Here is a 15,949-nt window from a genome sequence, read left to right on the forward strand (position 1 = left end):
GATCGCTCTCCATTCTGTGCGCGAGCCCGGTTCGGCCGTCCGGCCGTGCGGGATGACGCCGGCCCTCGCTCGCGTCATCCCCGGGCTTATCCCGGGGATCCATGTCTTCGCCGCCGCCCGCACCCGTCCGAAGACGTGGATGGCCGGGACGAGCCCGGCCATGACGGGGTTGGCGATGACGAGGCCGGCCATGATGGCGATGTCCCGATGACGGGGGATGTGCCGTGACGGGGACGCCGGTGGCGGCGAGCCGGATCGGGGCCGCACGCGCCGCCCCGCAGCCGAACTCACATGCTCGGCAGCTTCTTCTGCTGATCCTCGAGCGCGGCGAGCTTGTCGTCGATCTCCTTGACCTTCTTCGCCTTTTCGTCAGCGGCGAGCTTGTCGTCGTTCTGGATCTTGACCTTGGCCTTGAACAGCTCGAGCTGGCGGATCGGGATCAGCTGGGCGTCGGAGGAGGCGAGGAACGGGCCCCAACCGTCGGAGGTCTTCGCCAGCACCTCGCGGGCGCGGGCGATCTCGTCCGGCGTGCCGTTGCGGCCATAGGTCATGAAGAAGGTGTAGATCTTCGCCTTGAGGTCGGCGGGCAGGTCCTTGCGCCACACGATCGGGTCGCCGGCGATCATCGGCGAGCGCCACACTTCCTTGATCTTGGCCGCTTCCGCCGGGCGGGTCTGCTCGAGGCGGGTCATGTTCTCGGTGTTGTTGGTGGCGAAGTCCACCTGCTTGTTGGCCACCGCGAGCAGGTTGCCTTCATGGTTCGAAGTGACGACGCGCTTGTAGCACTTCTGCGGATCGGTCTGGTTCAGCGCGAACACATAGTAGCTCGGCACCAGGTTGCCGGAGGTCGAGTTCGGGTCGCCATTGCCGAAGGTGTAGCCCTTCGAGCAGTCGAGGATGTCCTTCAGGCCGTTGATGTCGCTGCGGTCGACATTGGTGACGATCAGCGAATAATAGCCGGAGGAGCCGTCGGGCTTGGCGGTCTTGACGAAGACTTCGCCGCCGGCGCGGTCCACCGCTTCCATGGCGGACTTGTTGCCGTACCAGGCGACGTCCACCTTCTTGAAGCGCATGCCCTCGATCACGCCGGCATAGTCGCCGACGAAGAAGGGCTTCACCGGCACGCCGATGGCCTTTTCGAGGTCCTTGAGCAGGGGCTCGAAGCTCTTGGCGAGGTTGGCCGAGGATTCGGTGGAGATGAAGCCGAAGTTCAGCTCCTTGACGTCCTGCGCCGCCGCCGGGGCGGCGAGGCCGGCGAGCACGAGGCCGGCCGCGAGAATGCGCTTCATGGGGACAGCTCCTGTCAGGATACGGAAACGGGTTCGGCGACGGCGGGGGCCGGCACCGCGAACTGGCTGGGAAGGATCAGCTCCTCGGCGCTGGCGCCGTAGAGCTCGGTGAGGAAGGCGCCGGTGATGCGGCTCGCCGGGCCGTCGAAGACGACGCGGCCGGCATTCATCGCCACCACGCGGTCGAAATAGGCGGTGGCGTAGTCGACCTGGTGCAGCGAGACGACCAGCGCGATGCCGTGGTCGCGGCTCAGCGTCACCAGCGTGTCCATCACCCGCTTGGCGGATTTCGGGTCGAGCGAGGCGATCGGCTCGTCGGCCAGCACCAGCTTCGCCCCCTGCACCAGCGCGCGGGCGATGGCGACGCGCTGCTGCTGGCCGCCGGAGAGCTCGCGGGCGCGCTTGGCGGCGTGGGCGGCGATGCCGACCTCGGCGAGGGCGGCATAGGCGGTGCGGCGCTCATCCGCGTTGAACAGGCCGAGCGTGCCGCGAAAGCCGCCGATGCGGCCGAGCGCGCCGACCAGCACGTTGGTGAGCACCGAGAGCCGCCCGACCAGCGCGAATTGCTGGAAGACCAGCCCGATCTGCCGCCGCGCCCGGCGTACCTCGCCCGAGAGCCGGCCGCCTTCCTGCACGCGCGTGCCGAAGGAGCGTACCGCGCCGCTGCCGCGATCGGCGAGCGCGAGGCCGGCGGCGATGCGGATCAGCGTCGACTTGCCCGAGCCCGAGGCGCCGATCAGCGCCACGCGCTCGCCCGGGGCGATCCGCAGCGAGACGGCATCGACGGCCCGCATCGAACCGTAGGTCTTGCTCACGCGATCGATCTCGAGCGCCGCCGCCATCCGCGCAGTCCCTCGCCGGGTTGTCCTTGGATGGGACCGAGGTAACGGCCGTGCATGACAGGGGAATGACGCGACCTGACGTAGGGGAAGATTCACGCCAGCATTTTCAACGGGTTGATTTGCCGGCGCGGGAGATCGCCGCCTGGTTGCAAACCGCGGCGCCAATCGCTATCCACGTGCTGGACGGTATTTTCCTACATATGCGCACGGTCGGGAGACACGCATGCGGTGGACGGCCCTGGCGCTCGTGCTCGCCCTCTCCGCCGTGCCGGCCGCCGGCGTCTGCGCGCAGACCGCGCCCGCGCCGCAAGCCACGAGCCCGGCAACCAGCCCGGGCGAGCCCCCGGCATCCACCCCCGCCGAACCCGCGCTGACGCCGATCCAGATCGAGGCGCGGGAGGCGTGGCGGGCGGCGATGAAGGCCGCCATCCGCGGCCCGTCCACCATCCCGCTGCCGCCGCAGGGCACGCTGGAACTGCCGGCCGGCTATCTCTTCGTGCCGAAGGCCGAGGCCGGGCGGTTCATGCGTTCGATCGGCAATTCGGAACGGGAGAACCTCGCCGGCATCATCATGTCGACGGACGACACCGACTGGTTCGCCACCCTCGCCTTCTACGACGAGGGCTATATCCGCGACGACGACGCCAGGAACTGGGACACCGACGCGCTGCTGCAGGAACTCCGCGAGGGCACCGACGCCGCCAACGAGGATCGCGTCCGGCGCGGCTTCCCCCCGCTCGACATCATCGGCTGGGTGGAGAAGCCGACCTATGACGCGGCGACGCACCGGCTGGTCTGGTCGATGTCGGCCCATGATCGGGGCAGCCCGCCGCAGGATGCCAGCGTCAACTACAATTCCTATGCGCTGGGGCGGGAAGGCTATTTCGATCTCAACCTGATCAGCTCGGTCGACGCCATCGAAGCCGACAAGAAGAACGCCCCGATCCTGCTGGAGGCGATCCGCTTTGCCGACGGCAAGGGCTATGAATCCTTCAACGCCTCCACCGACAAGGTCGCCGCCTACGGCATCGCCGCGCTGGTGGCCGGCGTCGGCGCCAAGAAACTCGGGCTGTTCGCGATCATCGCCGGCTTTGCCGCCAAGTTCGCCAAGGTCATCCTCTTCGCGGTGATCGCCTTCGGCGCCGGCGTCTTCCGCTGGTTCCGCCGCACGCCGCCCGAGGGCGGCGCATGAGCGGATTGCTGGCGCTGGTCGTCAGTGCCCTCAAGCTCGGCACGCCGCTGGCCACGGCGGGGACGATGCTGGTCTCCGTCGTGCTCTATGGCTACGCCTTCGGCTGGGGCTACGGCGCCGGCTTCGTGCTCATGCTGCTGGCGCACGAGATGGGGCACTACATCGCCGCGCGGCAGTGCAACGTCGCGGTGGGGGCGCCGATCTTCATCCCGTTCGTCGGCGCGTGGGTGGCGTTGAAGGGGCAGTCGGTCGATCCCGAATCGGAAGCCTATATCGTCACGGCCGGCCCGTTCGTCGGCACCCTCGCCGCCTTCGCCGCCTATGTGGCGAGCCGGGAGACCGACAGCGGGCTGCTGATGGCGGTGGCCTATGCCGGCTTCATCCTCAATTTGTTCAACCTGCTGCCGGTCATGCCGCTGGATGGCGGGCGGCTGACGGCGATCATCTCGCCGGCGCTGTGGTGGGCCGGCGTGCCGGCGCTGGCGGCGGTGTTCCTCGTCGTCCGCAATCCGCTGGCCATCCTCGTCGCCGCGCTCGCCCTGCCCTACCTGATCCAGTCCTGGCGCCATCGCGGGCAGCCACCCGCCATCCCCGCCACCCCGGCCGCGCCGCTGGTGGTGCGCGTCGAATATGGCGCGCTCTACCTGATCCTGGCGGGCGTTCTGGTGGCGATGACCTACAGCCTGCACGACCTGCTGCGCCTGTCGCGCTGAGACCCGACGGCGGCGCGTACCGTGAGGTAACATCGGGTCTTGACAGGCCGCCCGCAAATGCAAACGATTGCAGCCAACCGGCCGACAGCGCCGGATGGAGGAAATTGATGCTCAGGCGGACCTTTTTGAAGGGCGCGGCCTCGCTGGCCGCGCTCGGCGGCATTGGCGCGCGCTCGGTGGCCTACGGACAATCGGCACCGGCGCTGCCGGCACGCTCGAACCTCGTCATCCGCAATGCCTATGTGATGACGATGGACCCGGCGCTCGGCGACATCGCCCGCGGCGACGTGCATGTGAAGGACGGCGTCATCGTCGCGGTCGGCCCGGCGCTGCCGGCGGACGGCGCCGAGGTGATCGACGGCGCCGGCACCATCGTGATGCCGGGCCTCGTCGACACCCACTGGCACATGTGGAACGCGCTGCTGCGCTCCATGTCCGGCGACGTGAAGGAGCGCGGCTATTTCCCGCTGCGCATCGGCTTCGGCAAGAAATACGTGCCGGGCGACATGTATGCCGGCACCCGCATCGCGACCGCCGAGGCTCTTCATTCCGGCATCACCACGGTCAATGACTGGTGCCACAACATCGTCGGGCCGGAGTTCGCCCGCGAGGACCTGCGCGCGCTCACGGAAGCCGGCATCCGCGCCCGCTTCTCCTACGGCAACAACGCCGCTGCCGGGCCGACCTCGCCGGTCGACTGGGACGACATCCGCAAGCTCAAGGGCGAGTGGGACAAGTGGTCGAATGGCGGGCTGATCAAGCTCGGCTTCGCCTGGCGCGGGCTCGGCAACAACCCCGAGGTCGCCAAGCTCGGCAAGTCCGACATCGAGACCGCCCGCTCGCTCGGCCTGCCGATCACCGTCCACGCCAGCAGCACCAAGGCGCAGATCGGCCAGGTGCAGGCGATGGCCGATGCCGGGCTGCTCGGCCCGGATCTCCAGATCGTCCACGCCACGCAGGCGACCGATTCGGAAATCGCGGCGATGAAGGCGGCGAACACGGCGGTCAGCCTGTCGCCCTACACCGAACTGCGCATCGGCTACGGCCTCACCCCGATCATGCGCTTCCTGAAGGCGGGCGTGCGCACCGGGCTCTCGGTCGACACCACCGCGCTGAGCGGCAGCGCCAACATGTTCGAGATCATGAAGGTGCTGCAGAACCTCGCCAACGCCATGGCGGAGAACGAGTTCGAGCTGCCGGCGAAGCGCATCCTCGAACTCGCCACCATCGAGGGCGCCCGCTCGATCGGCATGGATGGCGAGATCGGCTCGCTCACCCCGGGCAAGCGGGCGGACGTGATCGCCATCGCGCTCGACGCGCCCAATCTCGGGCCGCTCACCAACGCCGCGCACATGGTGGTGGAAGCGGCGCAGCCCGCCAATGTCGACCTCGTGCTGGTCGACGGGCGGGTGCTGAAGAAGGGCGGCAAGCTCACCACGCTAGACACCGCGGCGGTGAATGCGGGCGCGGCGACCGCCCTCGCCCGGCTGCGCCAGCAGATCGACTGGTGAGGGCGGAGCGATGAGCGGCTTCGTCCTCTACAACGCCCCGCAGTCGACCTGCAGCCAGCGGGTGCGCTTCGTGCTCCACGCCAAGGGCCTTCCCTTCGAGGAGCACCGGCTCGACCTGTTCGCGGGCGACCAGCTCAAACCCGACTACCTCGCCATCAATCCCAATGGCGTGGTGCCGGCGCTGGTGCATGAGGGCGTGCCGGTCATCGATTCCGCCGTCATCATCGAGTATCTCGACGAGCTGATCCCGGAGACGGCGCCGCTGCGGCCGCGCCGCCTCACCGATCTGGCGGCGATGCGCTCGCTGATGCGCTTCATCGACGAGGTGCCGACCCCGGCGGTGCGGGTGCCGTCCTACAACCTCGCCTTCCTGCCGCACTTCCAGGCGATGAGCGAAGCGGAGTTCCAGGCGCTGGCGGATTCAAAGCCGCTGCGCCGCGAATTCCTGCTCGCCATGGGCCGCACCGGCTTTCCCAAGGCGGAGATGGACGCCGCGCTCGGCCGGCTGGCGCGGGCGGTGGCGCGGATGCAGGAGACCATCACCGCGAGCGGCGGGCCGTGGCTGATGGGCGAGGCCATCAGCCTCGCCGATGTGGCGATCATGCCGGTGATCGTGCGGATGGCCGACATCAACCTGCACGCGATGTGGGCGGACAAGCCGGGCGTGGCGCGCTGGCTCGAGGCGATCCGCGCCCAGCCCGCCTTCCGCCCGACCTACTATCCCGGCTCGCTGCTGACGGAGAAATACCCGCATTTGCGCGCGCAGCTCAGGGCGGCGTGCTGAGGGGGGACGCTCAGGCCGGGCGCAGATGCGCGCGCAGGAACGCGCCCGCCTGCGCCAGTCCCGCGCGTCCGGCGGCCAGCCGGGCGGACCACAGCATCCAGGCGTGGATCATCTGCGGCCAGATCTCCAGCGTCACCGGCACCTCGGCGGCGCCGAGGTTGCGGGCGATGCGCACGGCGTCGTCGAGCAGCGTCTCGCTGGAGCCGACCTGCACCAGCGTCGGCGGCAGGCCGGCAAGATCGGCCCGCAGCGGCGAGACCAGCGGATCATTGGGATCGTGGCCGGCGAGATAGGCGGCGGCCAATCCTTCCAGATATTCCCGGCTGATGAGCGGATCGACGTCCGCCCTGTCGTCGAGGCTGGCACCGGTCATCGTGAGATCGGTCCAGGGCGAGACCAGCCAGGCGCAGGCCGGCATCGCCTCGCCGGCCGCCCTGAGGCCGAGCAGGGTGGCCAGCGTCAGCCCGCCGCCGGCGCTGTCGCCGCCGATGGCGATGTCGGCGGGCGCATAGCCCTGCCGGCGCAGGAATTCATAGGCTGCGAGCGCATCGTCGCGGGCGGCGGGAAAGGGGTGCTCCGGCGCGAGGCGGTAGGCGATCGCCAGCGTGCGGATGCCGCCCGCCCTGCCGGCGCCGCCGACGATGGTGCGGTGGCTCGCGAGCGAGCCCGAGCAATAGCCGCCGCCGTGGAAATAGAGCAGCACCTTGGCCGGGTCGCTGCGCGGGGCCAGCGACCATTCGGCGGGGATGCCGGCGATGTCGAGCGGGGTGAAGGCGATGTCGGCGTCGGGCGGATCGACCGCGCAGACCTCGTCCATGCGCGCGCGCCGCTCCGCCCAGCCGACCGGGCGCGGCCTGCCGGTGAACAGCGCCTTCAGTGCCTCGATCTCGGTCATGCCGATGCCTTGTAAAAGCCCCCGGCGAACACGCTCACCGGATCCGACGTCCGCCGGGCGTGATCGGAGGATCCAGCCCCATGCCCTCGCACCATCGGAAAGGCGGATGGCCCGGTCAATCCCCCGATCGAGTCGGGGGAGGACCATGACGGCAGGGAGGCGGCAGCCGCCCCGCCACCGTTCCCCGGAGATCCGCTCAGCGTCCTCGCTTCGGAGCCCGTCCGGAAACTCATTCCGTCATGCTGAGGAGTGCCGCAGGCGCGTCTCGAAGGAGGACCAGGGGACTGCCGAGCCTCCTCGAGCATCCTTCGAGACGCCATTCCTCCCGGAATGGCTCCTCAGGATGACGGGAGCGCTTTTTCCGAACCCGCCCTCACATGTTCGGATAGTTCGGGCCGCCGGCGCCTTCGGGGGCGACCCAGGTGATGTTCTGGTTGGGGTCCTTGATGTCGCAGGTCTTGCAGTGCACGCAGTTCTGCGCGTTGATCACGAAGACCTCGTCCCCCTCCTTCTCGACCCACTCATAGACCCCCGCCGGGCAGTAGCGCTGCGAGGGGCCGGCATAGACCTCGAATTCGGAGCGCTTCTGCAGGCCCATGTCGGCGACGACGAGGTGCGGCGGCTGGTTCTCCTCGTGGTTGGTGTTCGACAGGAACACCGAGGAGAGGCGATCGAAGGAGACGACGCCGTCGGGCCGGGGATAGTCGATCTTCCGCGCGTCCTTCGCCGGCTTCAGCGTGGCGTAGTCCGGCTTGCCGTGGCCGAGCGTGCCGACGGGCGACCAGCCGAGCAGCGAGTTCGCCCACATGTCGAGCCCGCCCAGCGCCACGCCAGCCCAGGTGCCGAGCTTCGACCAGAGCGGCTTGACGTTGCGCACGGGATAGAGGTCGCGGCCGATCGCCGAGCCGCGCCAGGCCGCCTCGTAGCCGGTGAGTTCGTCATGCGCGCGGCCTTCCTTCAGCGCCGCGGCGGCATGTTCGGCGGCGAGCATGCCGGAGAGCACGGCGTTGTGGCTGCCCTTGATGCGCGGCACGTTGACGAAGCCGGCGGCGCAGCCGATCAGCGCCCCGCCGGGGAAGGTGAGCTTCGGCACCGACTGGAAGCCGCCCTCGGTGATGGCGCGGGCGCCATAGGAGAGGCGCTTGCCGCCCTCGAAGGTCGGCCGGATCAGCGGGTGGGTCTTGAAGCGCTGGAACTCCTCGAAGGGCGAGAGATAGGGGTTGGTGTAGTTGAGGTGGACGACGAAGCCGACCACCACCTGCCCGTCCTCGAGGTGATAGAGGAAGGAGCCGCCCCCCGTTTTCGAATCGAGCGGCCAGCCGAAGGAGTGCTGCACGAGGCCGGGCCGGTGCTGCTCGGGCGCCACCTGCCAGAGCTCCTTCAGGCCGATGCCGAACTTCTGCGGCTCGCGCCCCTCGCCCAGCCCGAAGCCGGCGATGAGCTGCTTGGCAAGCTGGCCGCGCGCGCCCTCGGCGAACAGCGTGTAGCGGCCCCGGAGCTCCATGCCCCGCGTATAGGCATCGGTGGGATCGCCATCGCGGCCGATCCCCATGTCGCCGGTGGCGACGCCGACGACCGGATTGCCGCGATCGTTGCGACCGGTCTGACCGGTCTGACCATCCACCTGACCGGCCTGATCGGTCACGGCGAAAAGCACCTCGTTGGCGGCGAATCCGGGGTAGATTTCCACCCCCAGCGCCTCCGCCTTTCCGGCCAGCCAGCGGCACACCTTGCCGAGCGAGCCGATATAGGCGCCGTGGTTCGACATCAGCGGCGGCATCAGCATGTTGGGCAGGCGGACCGAGCCGGCGGGGCCGAGGAGATAGAAGCGGTCATCGGTGACGGGGGTGACCAGCGGCGCCTCGGGATCGTCCCGCCAATCGGGAAAAAGCCGATCAAGACCAATGGGATCGATGACAGCGCCGGAGAGGATGTGGGCCCCCACTTCCGAGCCCTTCTCGACCACGACGATGGAGATTTCGGGGTCGATCTGCTTCAGCCGGATCGCCGCCGACAGGCCCGCCGGACCGGCGCCGACGATGACCACGTCGTAATCCATTCCCTCGCGCGGGGGGAGATCCATCGCCGTCATGTCGTTGCCGTCCCTGCCTTTTCCGATGTTGTCTGGATTTCTTCCATGCCGCTCGCGGCAGCGCAATCCGTCCTTCCGACCAAAGCAGCGCGCAAGCTATGAATTATCGATATATTTCAATTCACTGAACGCATGTTTGCGGGCGGCGGGCGGGCCGATTAGGATGCCGCCATGCCCCTTTCCGACTCCCATGACGGCGCCACCGCCGCGCTGATCGACGCGCTCGCCTTCCTCGTCGAGGCGGGCGTCGACGTGGCGCTGGACGAGGCGCCGACGAACCGGTTCGCGGAAAGCGCGGCGGAGCCGGGGCGGGGCGCCAGGCCGTTGGAGCGCAAGGGAAATCCCGACGCCGCCGCCCCCTCTGAGGGGGCCCGGGCGGCGCCCTCCATCCGGCCGGTCGCGGCCCGTCCGGTACCGGCCGTGGTCTCGGCGCCTCCCCTGCCCGGCGCGCCGCCGCCCCCGGATGTCGCCGCCATGGCGGCGCGGGAGGCCGCCGCTTCCGCCGGCACGCTGGACGAGTTGCGCGGCCTGCTCGCCGGCTTCGACGGCTGCCCGCTGCGCCTCACCGCCACCCAGCTCGTCTTCGCGGACGGCAACCCCTTGGCGAAGCTGATGTTTGTCGGCGAGGCGCCGGGCCGGGAGGAGGATATCGAAGGGCTGCCTTTCGTCGGGCGGTCGGGCAAGCTGCTGGACCGGATGATGGCGGCGATCGGGATCGACCGCACCGGCGCCTACATCGCCAATGTCGTGCCCTGGCGCCCGCCGGGAAACCGCACGCCGACGCCGCAGGAGACGGCGATCTGCCTGCCCTTCATCCGCCGGCAGATCGAACTCGTCGATCCGGACGTGCTGGTGTGCCTCGGCGGCCCCTCGGCGCAGACGCTGCTGAACATCAAAGAGGGAATCACCAAGGCGCGGGGCCGCTGGATGGAATACGACACCGGCCGGCGCACGATTGCCGCCCTGGCCACCTTCCACCCCGCCTACCTGCTGCGCAACCCCATCGGCAAGCGCTTGGCCTGGCGTGATTTTCTGGCCATCCGGGCTACGCTGGAGGCGCGCGGCTGACGTGGACGCGTTAACCATCCTGGCGCGACAAAGCGTCAGTCGAGAGTAATTCCATCCTGATCCGGTCGCGCGTAGTGTAGGTATCGAATAGTGCCCGTCCGCCGTTCCAGCGAGGGATCTGATGGTGTTCGATGCAGACTTTCTGGCGCGACTTCAGTTCGCCTTCACCGTCTCCTTCCACGTCATATTCCCGAGCTTCACCATAGGCCTCGCCGCCTATATCGCGACGCTCGAGGTGCTGTGGCTGGCGACCGGGCAGGAGCGCTATCACCGCATCGCGCGGTTCTTCACCAAGATCTTCGCCGTCTCCTTCGCCATGGGCGTGGTGTCGGGCATCGTGCTGTCCTACCAGTTCGGCACGAACTGGAGCCAGTACGCGCGCGTGGTGGGCAATGTGGTCGGTCCGCTGATCGGCTACGAGGTGCTCACGGCCTTCTTCCTCGAGGCCACCTTCCTCGGCGTGCTGCTGTTCGGCGGCAACCGGGTCCCCAAGGGCCTGCACGTCTTCGCCGCCGTGGCGGTGGCGGCGGGTACCAGCCTTTCGGCCTTCTGGATCCTGGCCGCCAACAGCTGGATGCAGACGCCGGCCGGCCATGAGGTGGTGAACGGGATCGCCTATCCGAAGGACTGGCTGGCCATCATCTTCAACCCCAGCTTCCCTTACCGCTTCGCGCATATGGTGACGGCCTGCTACCTGACCACGGCCTTCGTCGTGCTCGCGGTCGGCGCGCGCTACGTCTATGCGAACCGTTTCCCGGAGGATTCGCGCACGATGATGCGCATGGCGCTGGGGCTGATCGCCATCCTTGCACCGATACAGATCTTCATCGGCGACCAGCACGGGCTCAACACCCTCAAGCACCAGCCCGAAAAGATCGCCGCCATCGAGGGGCACTGGGAGGCCGGCCCGCCGCCCGCCGGCGAGGGCATCCCGCTGATCGCCTTCGCGATTCCCGACGAGGCGACGGAATCGAACCGCTTCCAGATCGCCATCCCGCATCTGGGCAGCCTGATCCTCACCCACAGCTGGGACGGGGTGTATAAGGGCCTCAAGGCCTTCCCGGCCGACGATCGCCCGCCGGTGGTCATCCCCTTCTTCGCCTTCCGCATCATGGTCGGCGTCGGCATGCTGATGGTGGCGGTCGGCTGGGTGGGCGCGTTCCTGCTGTGGCGCCGGCGGCTGTTCGAGACCGGCTGGTACCTGTGGCCGGCCCAGTATGTCTGGCCGCTCGGCTTCACCGCCATCCTCTGCGGCTGGTTCGTCACCGAGGTCGGACGCCAGCCGTGGGTGGCGTGGGGCATATTGCGCACGGCCGACGCTTCGTCGCCGGTGGCCGGCTGGGCCGTGGCACTCACGCTGCTGCTGTTCGTGCTGATCTACACGACGGTGTTCTCGACCGGCATCTACTTCATCTACCGCCTCATCACCAAGGGGCCGGAGGGTGAGGCGGTCGATACGCCCGATACGCCAGTGCCGGGCCGTCCGCTCGCCGCCGCGGGTCCGGCGACCCGCCAGGCCATCGCCGAAGCCGGGGAGTGACAGGGATGATCGATCTCACCACCGCAACCGGCCTCGGCATGGAATGGTATCTCCCGGTCATCTGGGGCATCCTGCTCGCCGTCGCGATCGCCATGTATGTGGTGCTCGACGGCTTCGATCTCGGCATCGGCATCCTGTTCCCGTTCGCCAACAACGAGCGGGAGAAGGACCAGATGATGAATTCCGTCGCCCCGTTCTGGGATGGCAACGAGACATGGCTGGTGCTGGGCGGCGGTGGGCTGTGGGTCGCCTTCCCCAAGGCCTACGCCGTGGTGATGCCGGCGCTCTATCTGCCGGTGATCTTCATGCTGCTGGCGCTGGTGTTCCGGGGCGTGGCCTTCGAGTTCCGCTGGGTGGCGCAGTCGAGCCGCCGCCTGTGGAACACGGCGTTCTGGGGCGGCTCCACGCTCGCGGCCTTCTTCCAGGGGATCATCCTCGGGGGCTTCGTCGAGGGCATCAAGGTCGAGAACGAAGCCTTCGCCGGCGGTCCGCTCGACTGGGCGACGCCCTTCGCCCTGCTCTGCGGCATCGGCGTCGTCGCCGGCTATGCGCTGCTCGGCAGCGTCTGGCTGATCATGAAGACGGAAGGCGTCACGGCCGATCGCGCACGCGATCACGCCAAGCTGCTGCTCCCCGCGGTTCTCGTCTTCATGGGAATCGTCAGCCTGTGGACGCCAATCGCCTCGCCGCGCATCTTCGAACGCTGGTTCGCCACGCCGAACCTGTTCTACCTCGCGCCCGTGCCGGTGGTGACCGCGCTGCTCGCCGTCGGAGTCTGGCGCTGGCTGGAGCGGGGCGACCACAACGCGCCCTTCTTCGGCGTGGTCGGGCTGTTCCTGCTCGGTTATGTGGGAATCGGCATTTCCATCTTCCCCTATCTGGTGCCACCGACGCTGACGGTCTGGGAAACGGCGGCGGCGCCCGCCAGCCAGATCTTCGTGCTCATCGGCGTGGCGTTCATCCTGCCGCTCATCCTCACCTACACCGCCTTCGTCTACTGGGTGTTTCGCGGCAAGGTGCGCGAGGGCGAGGGGTATCACTGAGCCGGAGGCAGGAGCGCCCATCCGACCCTCACCGGGTCGAGCGGGCCGCCCATCCTCCACGGCACCACGACCGGCGCTTCGGGCTGGAGAGCGGGCCAGCGACGGCGAAGGGCGGCGGGCGGTTCGCCCGACGGTCCCTCGATGCGCCAGACGGCGACCGCCCCCTCCCCGGCAGGCCCCGCGGAAGGCCCACCTGCCGGATCGGCTTCGGCCACGGACAGGATCCGGGGATGCCCCGGCGAGACGAGAGCGAGGGTGCCCGCGAGGACGGTTTCGCCGGCAATGAAGGCCGGTGGCTTGCCGGTGCGGCGTTCGACGATCGCGGCGATCGGCCCGGCAATGGCTTGCGCGGGGAAACTCACGTCGGCGCCACGGGCCGCCATGTAGGGAGCCGTCAGCATCCACGCCGGGGCGATGACAGCCGGCGCGACAACACACATCAGCCAGAGGCCCGCAACGGCACCGCGTCGATGCAGCCCGACCCGCTCGCCCCTCTGCGCCACCAGCCGCACTGTCATCGCCGCAAGAAGGACGCCGGGCATGGACGCGGCAAATCCAAGCACGCCGCCCGCAAATGCAAGTAGCGCCGGCGCGCCGATGAAGGCGGACAGGAAGCGCGTCGCGAGCGGCGACAGGGTCCCTCGCCGCAATTCGGGGGCATCGTCGTGCCGGGCACCGTCCCCGAGCGGGCTCGCCAGCAGCCACAGCAGCGCCACGGCGGCAAGGCCGACCGCGACGGCGGCGATCAGGGGCAGCACCGAACCAAGCTCGACCCGATGACCGAAAACGCCCTGGCCGAAACCATGAAATCCGAGCCAGAACGCGAATGGCGCGAGAAAAGTCATCGCCACGACCAATGGTCGCACGGGATCGGTCCGGCGCAGGGCGCGCCTCCCCTCGCGCGTCCACAGGAGAAGGAACAGCGCGGCTGCCAGCGCACCCCATCCGGCCCAGCTCGCGAACAGCGCGATGCCGGCCGCACCCGCAAAATACGGAGCGGCAGCCTCGTGTCCTTCGCCGACATAACGCCAGGCTTCCCACGCCAGCCACAGCAGCAGGGGCAGCACCAGGCGATCCGGCGCCAGGAAGGCGGGAGCCCCGCCGATCGCGAGGCCCGCCAGCGCCATCAGCGCAGACGCCCCGGCGAGCGCGGGACCGAGCATCCGCCGGCCCAGGATGTACACGAGCCAGACCGACATCACGGCCGCCACGGCGCACAGAAGATAGTAGCCGTCTACGCCGCCTGCGCGCAGGGCCAGCCGCGAGAGGCCCATCGCCAGCAGTCCGCCTTCGCCCGTGGCGCGCCAGGCATCGGCCGCCACCAGATGGCGGACCAGCGCCTCGGGCGGGGCCGCGAACAGCACCAGCGTGACCAGAAGCCACAACAGCGCATAGGCTCCCGCCGCGGCGAGCGCGACGAGGCCAGGTCGGGCCCGCAACCCTTCGATCCACAGCGCCGACCAGAGCACGCAGGCTACTCCGCTGCCGCGAGCCGTGCGCGCACGGGCGCAAAGGAAGCCCGGTGGTGGCGGCACACCCCGAGGCGGGCCAGCGCGTCGGCGTGTTCGGGAGTGCCGTAACCCATGTGACGCTCGAAACCATAGCCGGGAAACGCGCCGCCCAGCGACGCCATGAGCCGGTCCCGGGTGACCTTGGCGACGATCGAGGCCGCCGCGATGGAGGCGACCAGACCGTCGCCCCCGATGATGGCGCGAGCGCTGCACCCGACGGGGGGAACATCCCGACCGTCGACCAGCAGCAAACGAGGCGCGCGCGGCAGGCCGGCCGTGGCGCGAGCGATCGCCCAGAGCGTCGCCTTGCGGATATCGTAGCCATCGATGCGCGACGGCGGGGCGAAAGCGACGGACACCTCCGCCACGCTGCAGATCTCGGCAAACAGTTCTTCGCGCCTGCCAGCGCTGAGCTTCTTGGAGTCGTCCAGCCCCTCCGGTACGCGGGCGGGATCGAGAATGACAGCCGCGGCCACCACCGGGCCGGCCCAGGGACCGCGCCCGACCTCGTCGGCGCCGGCCACGGGCACCTCGCCACAAGCCCAGGCGGCGCGCTCATGCTCGAGGCTAGGCCATGATCGCGGTGCGGCAATCCGGGCCGGCCGGGGCTTTCTCGTCACCTGCACACCTCACCGCATCGATTCAACATGGCCATGAAAAGCAGGCCGTCCGACGCGATGCAAGCGCACCACAAGAAGACAGCGCCGACACCGGAACTTATTGTCGCTTCAGAAGCAGTGCTTCGGCAACGAGAGTGGCAAGCGCATGAACTGGTCCGAGCGAATCTCCGAATTCGTGACCCTCTGGGTGGTGATCGACCCGCTGGGCACGCTGCCCGTCTTTCTTGCCGTCACCGCCGGGCTCGCGGCACCGGATCGGCTCAAGGCGGCAGTGTTCGCGGTGCTCATCTCGTTCGGCGTGCTGCTGTTCTTCGTATTTGCGGGTCACTGGCTGCTGCGGGCGATGGATGTCTCGATCGAATCCTTCCAGATAGCCGGCGGAATCGTGCTGTTCCTGTTCGCGCTGAGCATGATCCACGGCAAGTCACACGGCGACACCCATCCGACCGCCGAGACCAACATCGTCGAGCTCGCGGTCTATCCGCTGGCGATACCCTCGATCGCCGGCCCCGGTGCCATGCTGGCTGCGGTCGTGCTCACCGACAATGCCCGCCACGATTTCCCGGACCGCGCGCTGACCGTCGCCACATTCGGCCTGGTGCTGCTGTGCACGCTGCTCATTCTTCTCGCCGCGGGCCGGCTGTCGCGGCTGATCGGGCGGGGCGGCGCCTCCATCATCAGTCGGGTGATGGGCATGATCCTCGCGGCGCTCGCGGTGGACCTGACGCTGACAGCACTCAGCCAATGGCTTAAGCTGCCGGCGATCTGACGCGCCGTCGCGCACGGGGGCTCGATCAAGCTCCTGCTCCCGCCGGTACCCGCGACCAAAAAAGAGGCCGCCCGAAGGCG

At 68.9% G+C, this 15,949-nt stretch carries 14 protein-coding genes; 8 read left to right on the plus strand and 6 right to left on the minus strand.

The window, feature by feature from the left end; all coding sequences use genetic code 11:
• Positions 1 to 287 precede the first annotated feature (287 nt).
• Complete coding sequence (gene phnD / locus ACEUEL_RS13610; protein WP_405706113.1) at positions 288 to 1,289, minus strand: phosphonate ABC transporter substrate-binding protein; 1,002 nt, start codon at positions 1,287 to 1,289, stop codon at positions 288 to 290.
• A 14-nt stretch (positions 1,290 to 1,303) separates the two neighbouring features.
• The gene (gene phnC, locus ACEUEL_RS13615) at positions 1,304 to 2,131 is read right to left on the minus strand and encodes a phosphonate ABC transporter ATP-binding protein (RefSeq protein ID WP_405706115.1); all 828 of its coding nucleotides are present in this window, start codon (positions 2,129 to 2,131) and stop codon (positions 1,304 to 1,306) included.
• Positions 2,132 to 2,354: 223 nt separating this feature from the next.
• Here phnC and ACEUEL_RS13620 point away from each other — a divergent pair, with 223 nt between their 5' ends.
• The 4 genes from ACEUEL_RS13620 (at position 2,355) to ACEUEL_RS13635 (ending at position 6,331) form a co-directional block, all read left to right on the plus strand.
• Positions 2,355 to 3,323 carry a DUF2167 domain-containing protein gene (locus ACEUEL_RS13620; protein ID WP_405706118.1) on the plus strand — a complete coding sequence of 323 codons (969 nt, stop codon included), beginning with the start codon at positions 2,355 to 2,357 and terminating at the stop codon, positions 3,321 to 3,323.
• The gene (locus ACEUEL_RS13625) at positions 3,320 to 4,036 is read left to right on the plus strand and encodes a site-2 protease family protein (RefSeq protein ID WP_405706120.1); all 717 of its coding nucleotides are present in this window, start codon (positions 3,320 to 3,322) and stop codon (positions 4,034 to 4,036) included. Before ACEUEL_RS13620 ends, ACEUEL_RS13625 begins: the two co-directional genes overlap by 4 nt.
• A 107-nt stretch (positions 4,037 to 4,143) precedes the next feature.
• A complete protein-coding gene (locus ACEUEL_RS13630; RefSeq protein WP_405706123.1) occupies positions 4,144 to 5,547 on the plus strand; it encodes an amidohydrolase family protein in 1,404 nt (467 codons plus the stop codon).
• 10 nt (positions 5,548 to 5,557) lie between these two features.
• Complete coding sequence (locus ACEUEL_RS13635) at positions 5,558 to 6,331, plus strand: glutathione S-transferase family protein (protein ID WP_405706126.1); 774 nt, start codon at positions 5,558 to 5,560, stop codon at positions 6,329 to 6,331.
• 10 nt (positions 6,332 to 6,341) lie between these two features.
• Here ACEUEL_RS13635 and ACEUEL_RS13640 read toward each other — a convergent pair whose 3' ends face one another.
• Together ACEUEL_RS13640 and ACEUEL_RS13645 are read right to left on the minus strand one after the other, a co-directional pair.
• On the minus strand, positions 6,342 to 7,232 hold the full coding sequence (locus tag ACEUEL_RS13640) for an alpha/beta hydrolase (RefSeq protein ID WP_405706776.1): 891 nt from the start codon (positions 7,230 to 7,232) through the stop codon (positions 6,342 to 6,344).
• Between the two features lie 367 nt (positions 7,233 to 7,599).
• Positions 7,600 to 9,318: an electron transfer flavoprotein-ubiquinone oxidoreductase gene (locus ACEUEL_RS13645; protein WP_405706128.1), complete on the minus strand. Its 1,719-nt coding sequence runs from the start codon at positions 9,316 to 9,318 to the stop codon at positions 7,600 to 7,602.
• 171 nt (positions 9,319 to 9,489) lie between these two features.
• Here ACEUEL_RS13645 and ACEUEL_RS13650 point away from each other — a divergent pair, with 171 nt between their 5' ends.
• From ACEUEL_RS13650 to cydB, 3 genes are all read left to right on the plus strand, one after another.
• The gene (locus ACEUEL_RS13650; protein ID WP_405706131.1) at positions 9,490 to 10,386 is read left to right on the plus strand and encodes a uracil-DNA glycosylase; all 897 of its coding nucleotides are present in this window, start codon (positions 9,490 to 9,492) and stop codon (positions 10,384 to 10,386) included.
• Positions 10,387 to 10,507: 121 nt separating this feature from the next.
• A complete protein-coding gene (locus tag ACEUEL_RS13655) occupies positions 10,508 to 11,926 on the plus strand; it encodes a cytochrome ubiquinol oxidase subunit I (protein ID WP_405706133.1) in 1,419 nt (472 codons plus the stop codon).
• Between the two features lie 38 nt (positions 11,927 to 11,964).
• Entirely contained in the window at positions 11,965 to 12,969 is a 1,005-nt protein-coding gene (gene cydB, locus ACEUEL_RS13660) for a cytochrome d ubiquinol oxidase subunit II (RefSeq protein WP_405706778.1), read from the plus strand.
• Here cydB and ACEUEL_RS13665 read toward each other — a convergent pair.
• Positions 12,963 to 14,438: a glycosyltransferase family 39 protein gene (locus tag ACEUEL_RS13665; protein ID WP_405706136.1), complete on the minus strand. Its 1,476-nt coding sequence runs from the start codon at positions 14,436 to 14,438 to the stop codon at positions 12,963 to 12,965. The genes cydB and ACEUEL_RS13665 overlap by 7 nt on opposite strands.
• Positions 14,439 to 14,443: 5 nt before the next feature.
• Positions 14,444 to 15,100, minus strand: a complete 657-nt coding sequence (locus ACEUEL_RS13670) for a ribonuclease HII (protein ID WP_405706139.1) — start codon at positions 15,098 to 15,100, stop codon at positions 14,444 to 14,446.
• Positions 15,101 to 15,200: 100 nt separating this feature from the next.
• Here ACEUEL_RS13670 and ACEUEL_RS13675 point away from each other — a divergent pair, with 100 nt between their 5' ends.
• A complete protein-coding gene (locus ACEUEL_RS13675) occupies positions 15,201 to 15,869 on the plus strand; it encodes a MarC family protein (RefSeq protein WP_405706142.1) in 669 nt (222 codons plus the stop codon).
• Positions 15,870 to 15,949 lie beyond the last annotated feature (80 nt).

The sequence above is a fragment of the Ancylobacter terrae genome (genome assembly GCF_045108345.1).
Lineage (GTDB): Bacteria > Pseudomonadota > Alphaproteobacteria > Rhizobiales > Xanthobacteraceae > Ancylobacter.

Bases quoted from the DNA above. Each gene is read 5' to 3' on its own strand.
- cydB (WP_405706778.1), top strand. From the start codon at position 11,965: ATGGAATGGTATCTCCCGGTCATCTGGGGCATCCTGCTCGCCGTCGCG.
- ACEUEL_RS13625 (WP_405706120.1), top strand. From the start codon at position 3,320: ATGAGCGGATTGCTGGCGCTGGTCGTCAGTGCCCTCAAGCTCGGCACG.
- ACEUEL_RS13620 (WP_405706118.1), top strand. From the start codon at position 2,355: ATGCGGTGGACGGCCCTGGCGCTCGTGCTCGCCCTCTCCGCCGTGCCG.
- phnD (WP_405706113.1), bottom strand. From the start codon at position 1,289: ATGAAGCGCATTCTCGCGGCCGGCCTCGTGCTCGCCGGCCTCGCCGCC.
- ACEUEL_RS13650 (WP_405706131.1), top strand. From the start codon at position 9,490: ATGCCCCTTTCCGACTCCCATGACGGCGCCACCGCCGCGCTGATCGAC.
- ACEUEL_RS13645 (WP_405706128.1), bottom strand. From the start codon at position 9,318: ATGACGGCGATGGATCTCCCCCCGCGCGAGGGAATGGATTACGACGTG.
- ACEUEL_RS13635 (WP_405706126.1), top strand. From the start codon at position 5,558: ATGAGCGGCTTCGTCCTCTACAACGCCCCGCAGTCGACCTGCAGCCAG.
- ACEUEL_RS13630 (WP_405706123.1), top strand. From the start codon at position 4,144: ATGCTCAGGCGGACCTTTTTGAAGGGCGCGGCCTCGCTGGCCGCGCTC.
- phnC (WP_405706115.1), bottom strand. From the start codon at position 2,131: ATGGCGGCGGCGCTCGAGATCGATCGCGTGAGCAAGACCTACGGTTCG.
- ACEUEL_RS13655 (WP_405706133.1), top strand. From the start codon at position 10,508: ATGGTGTTCGATGCAGACTTTCTGGCGCGACTTCAGTTCGCCTTCACC.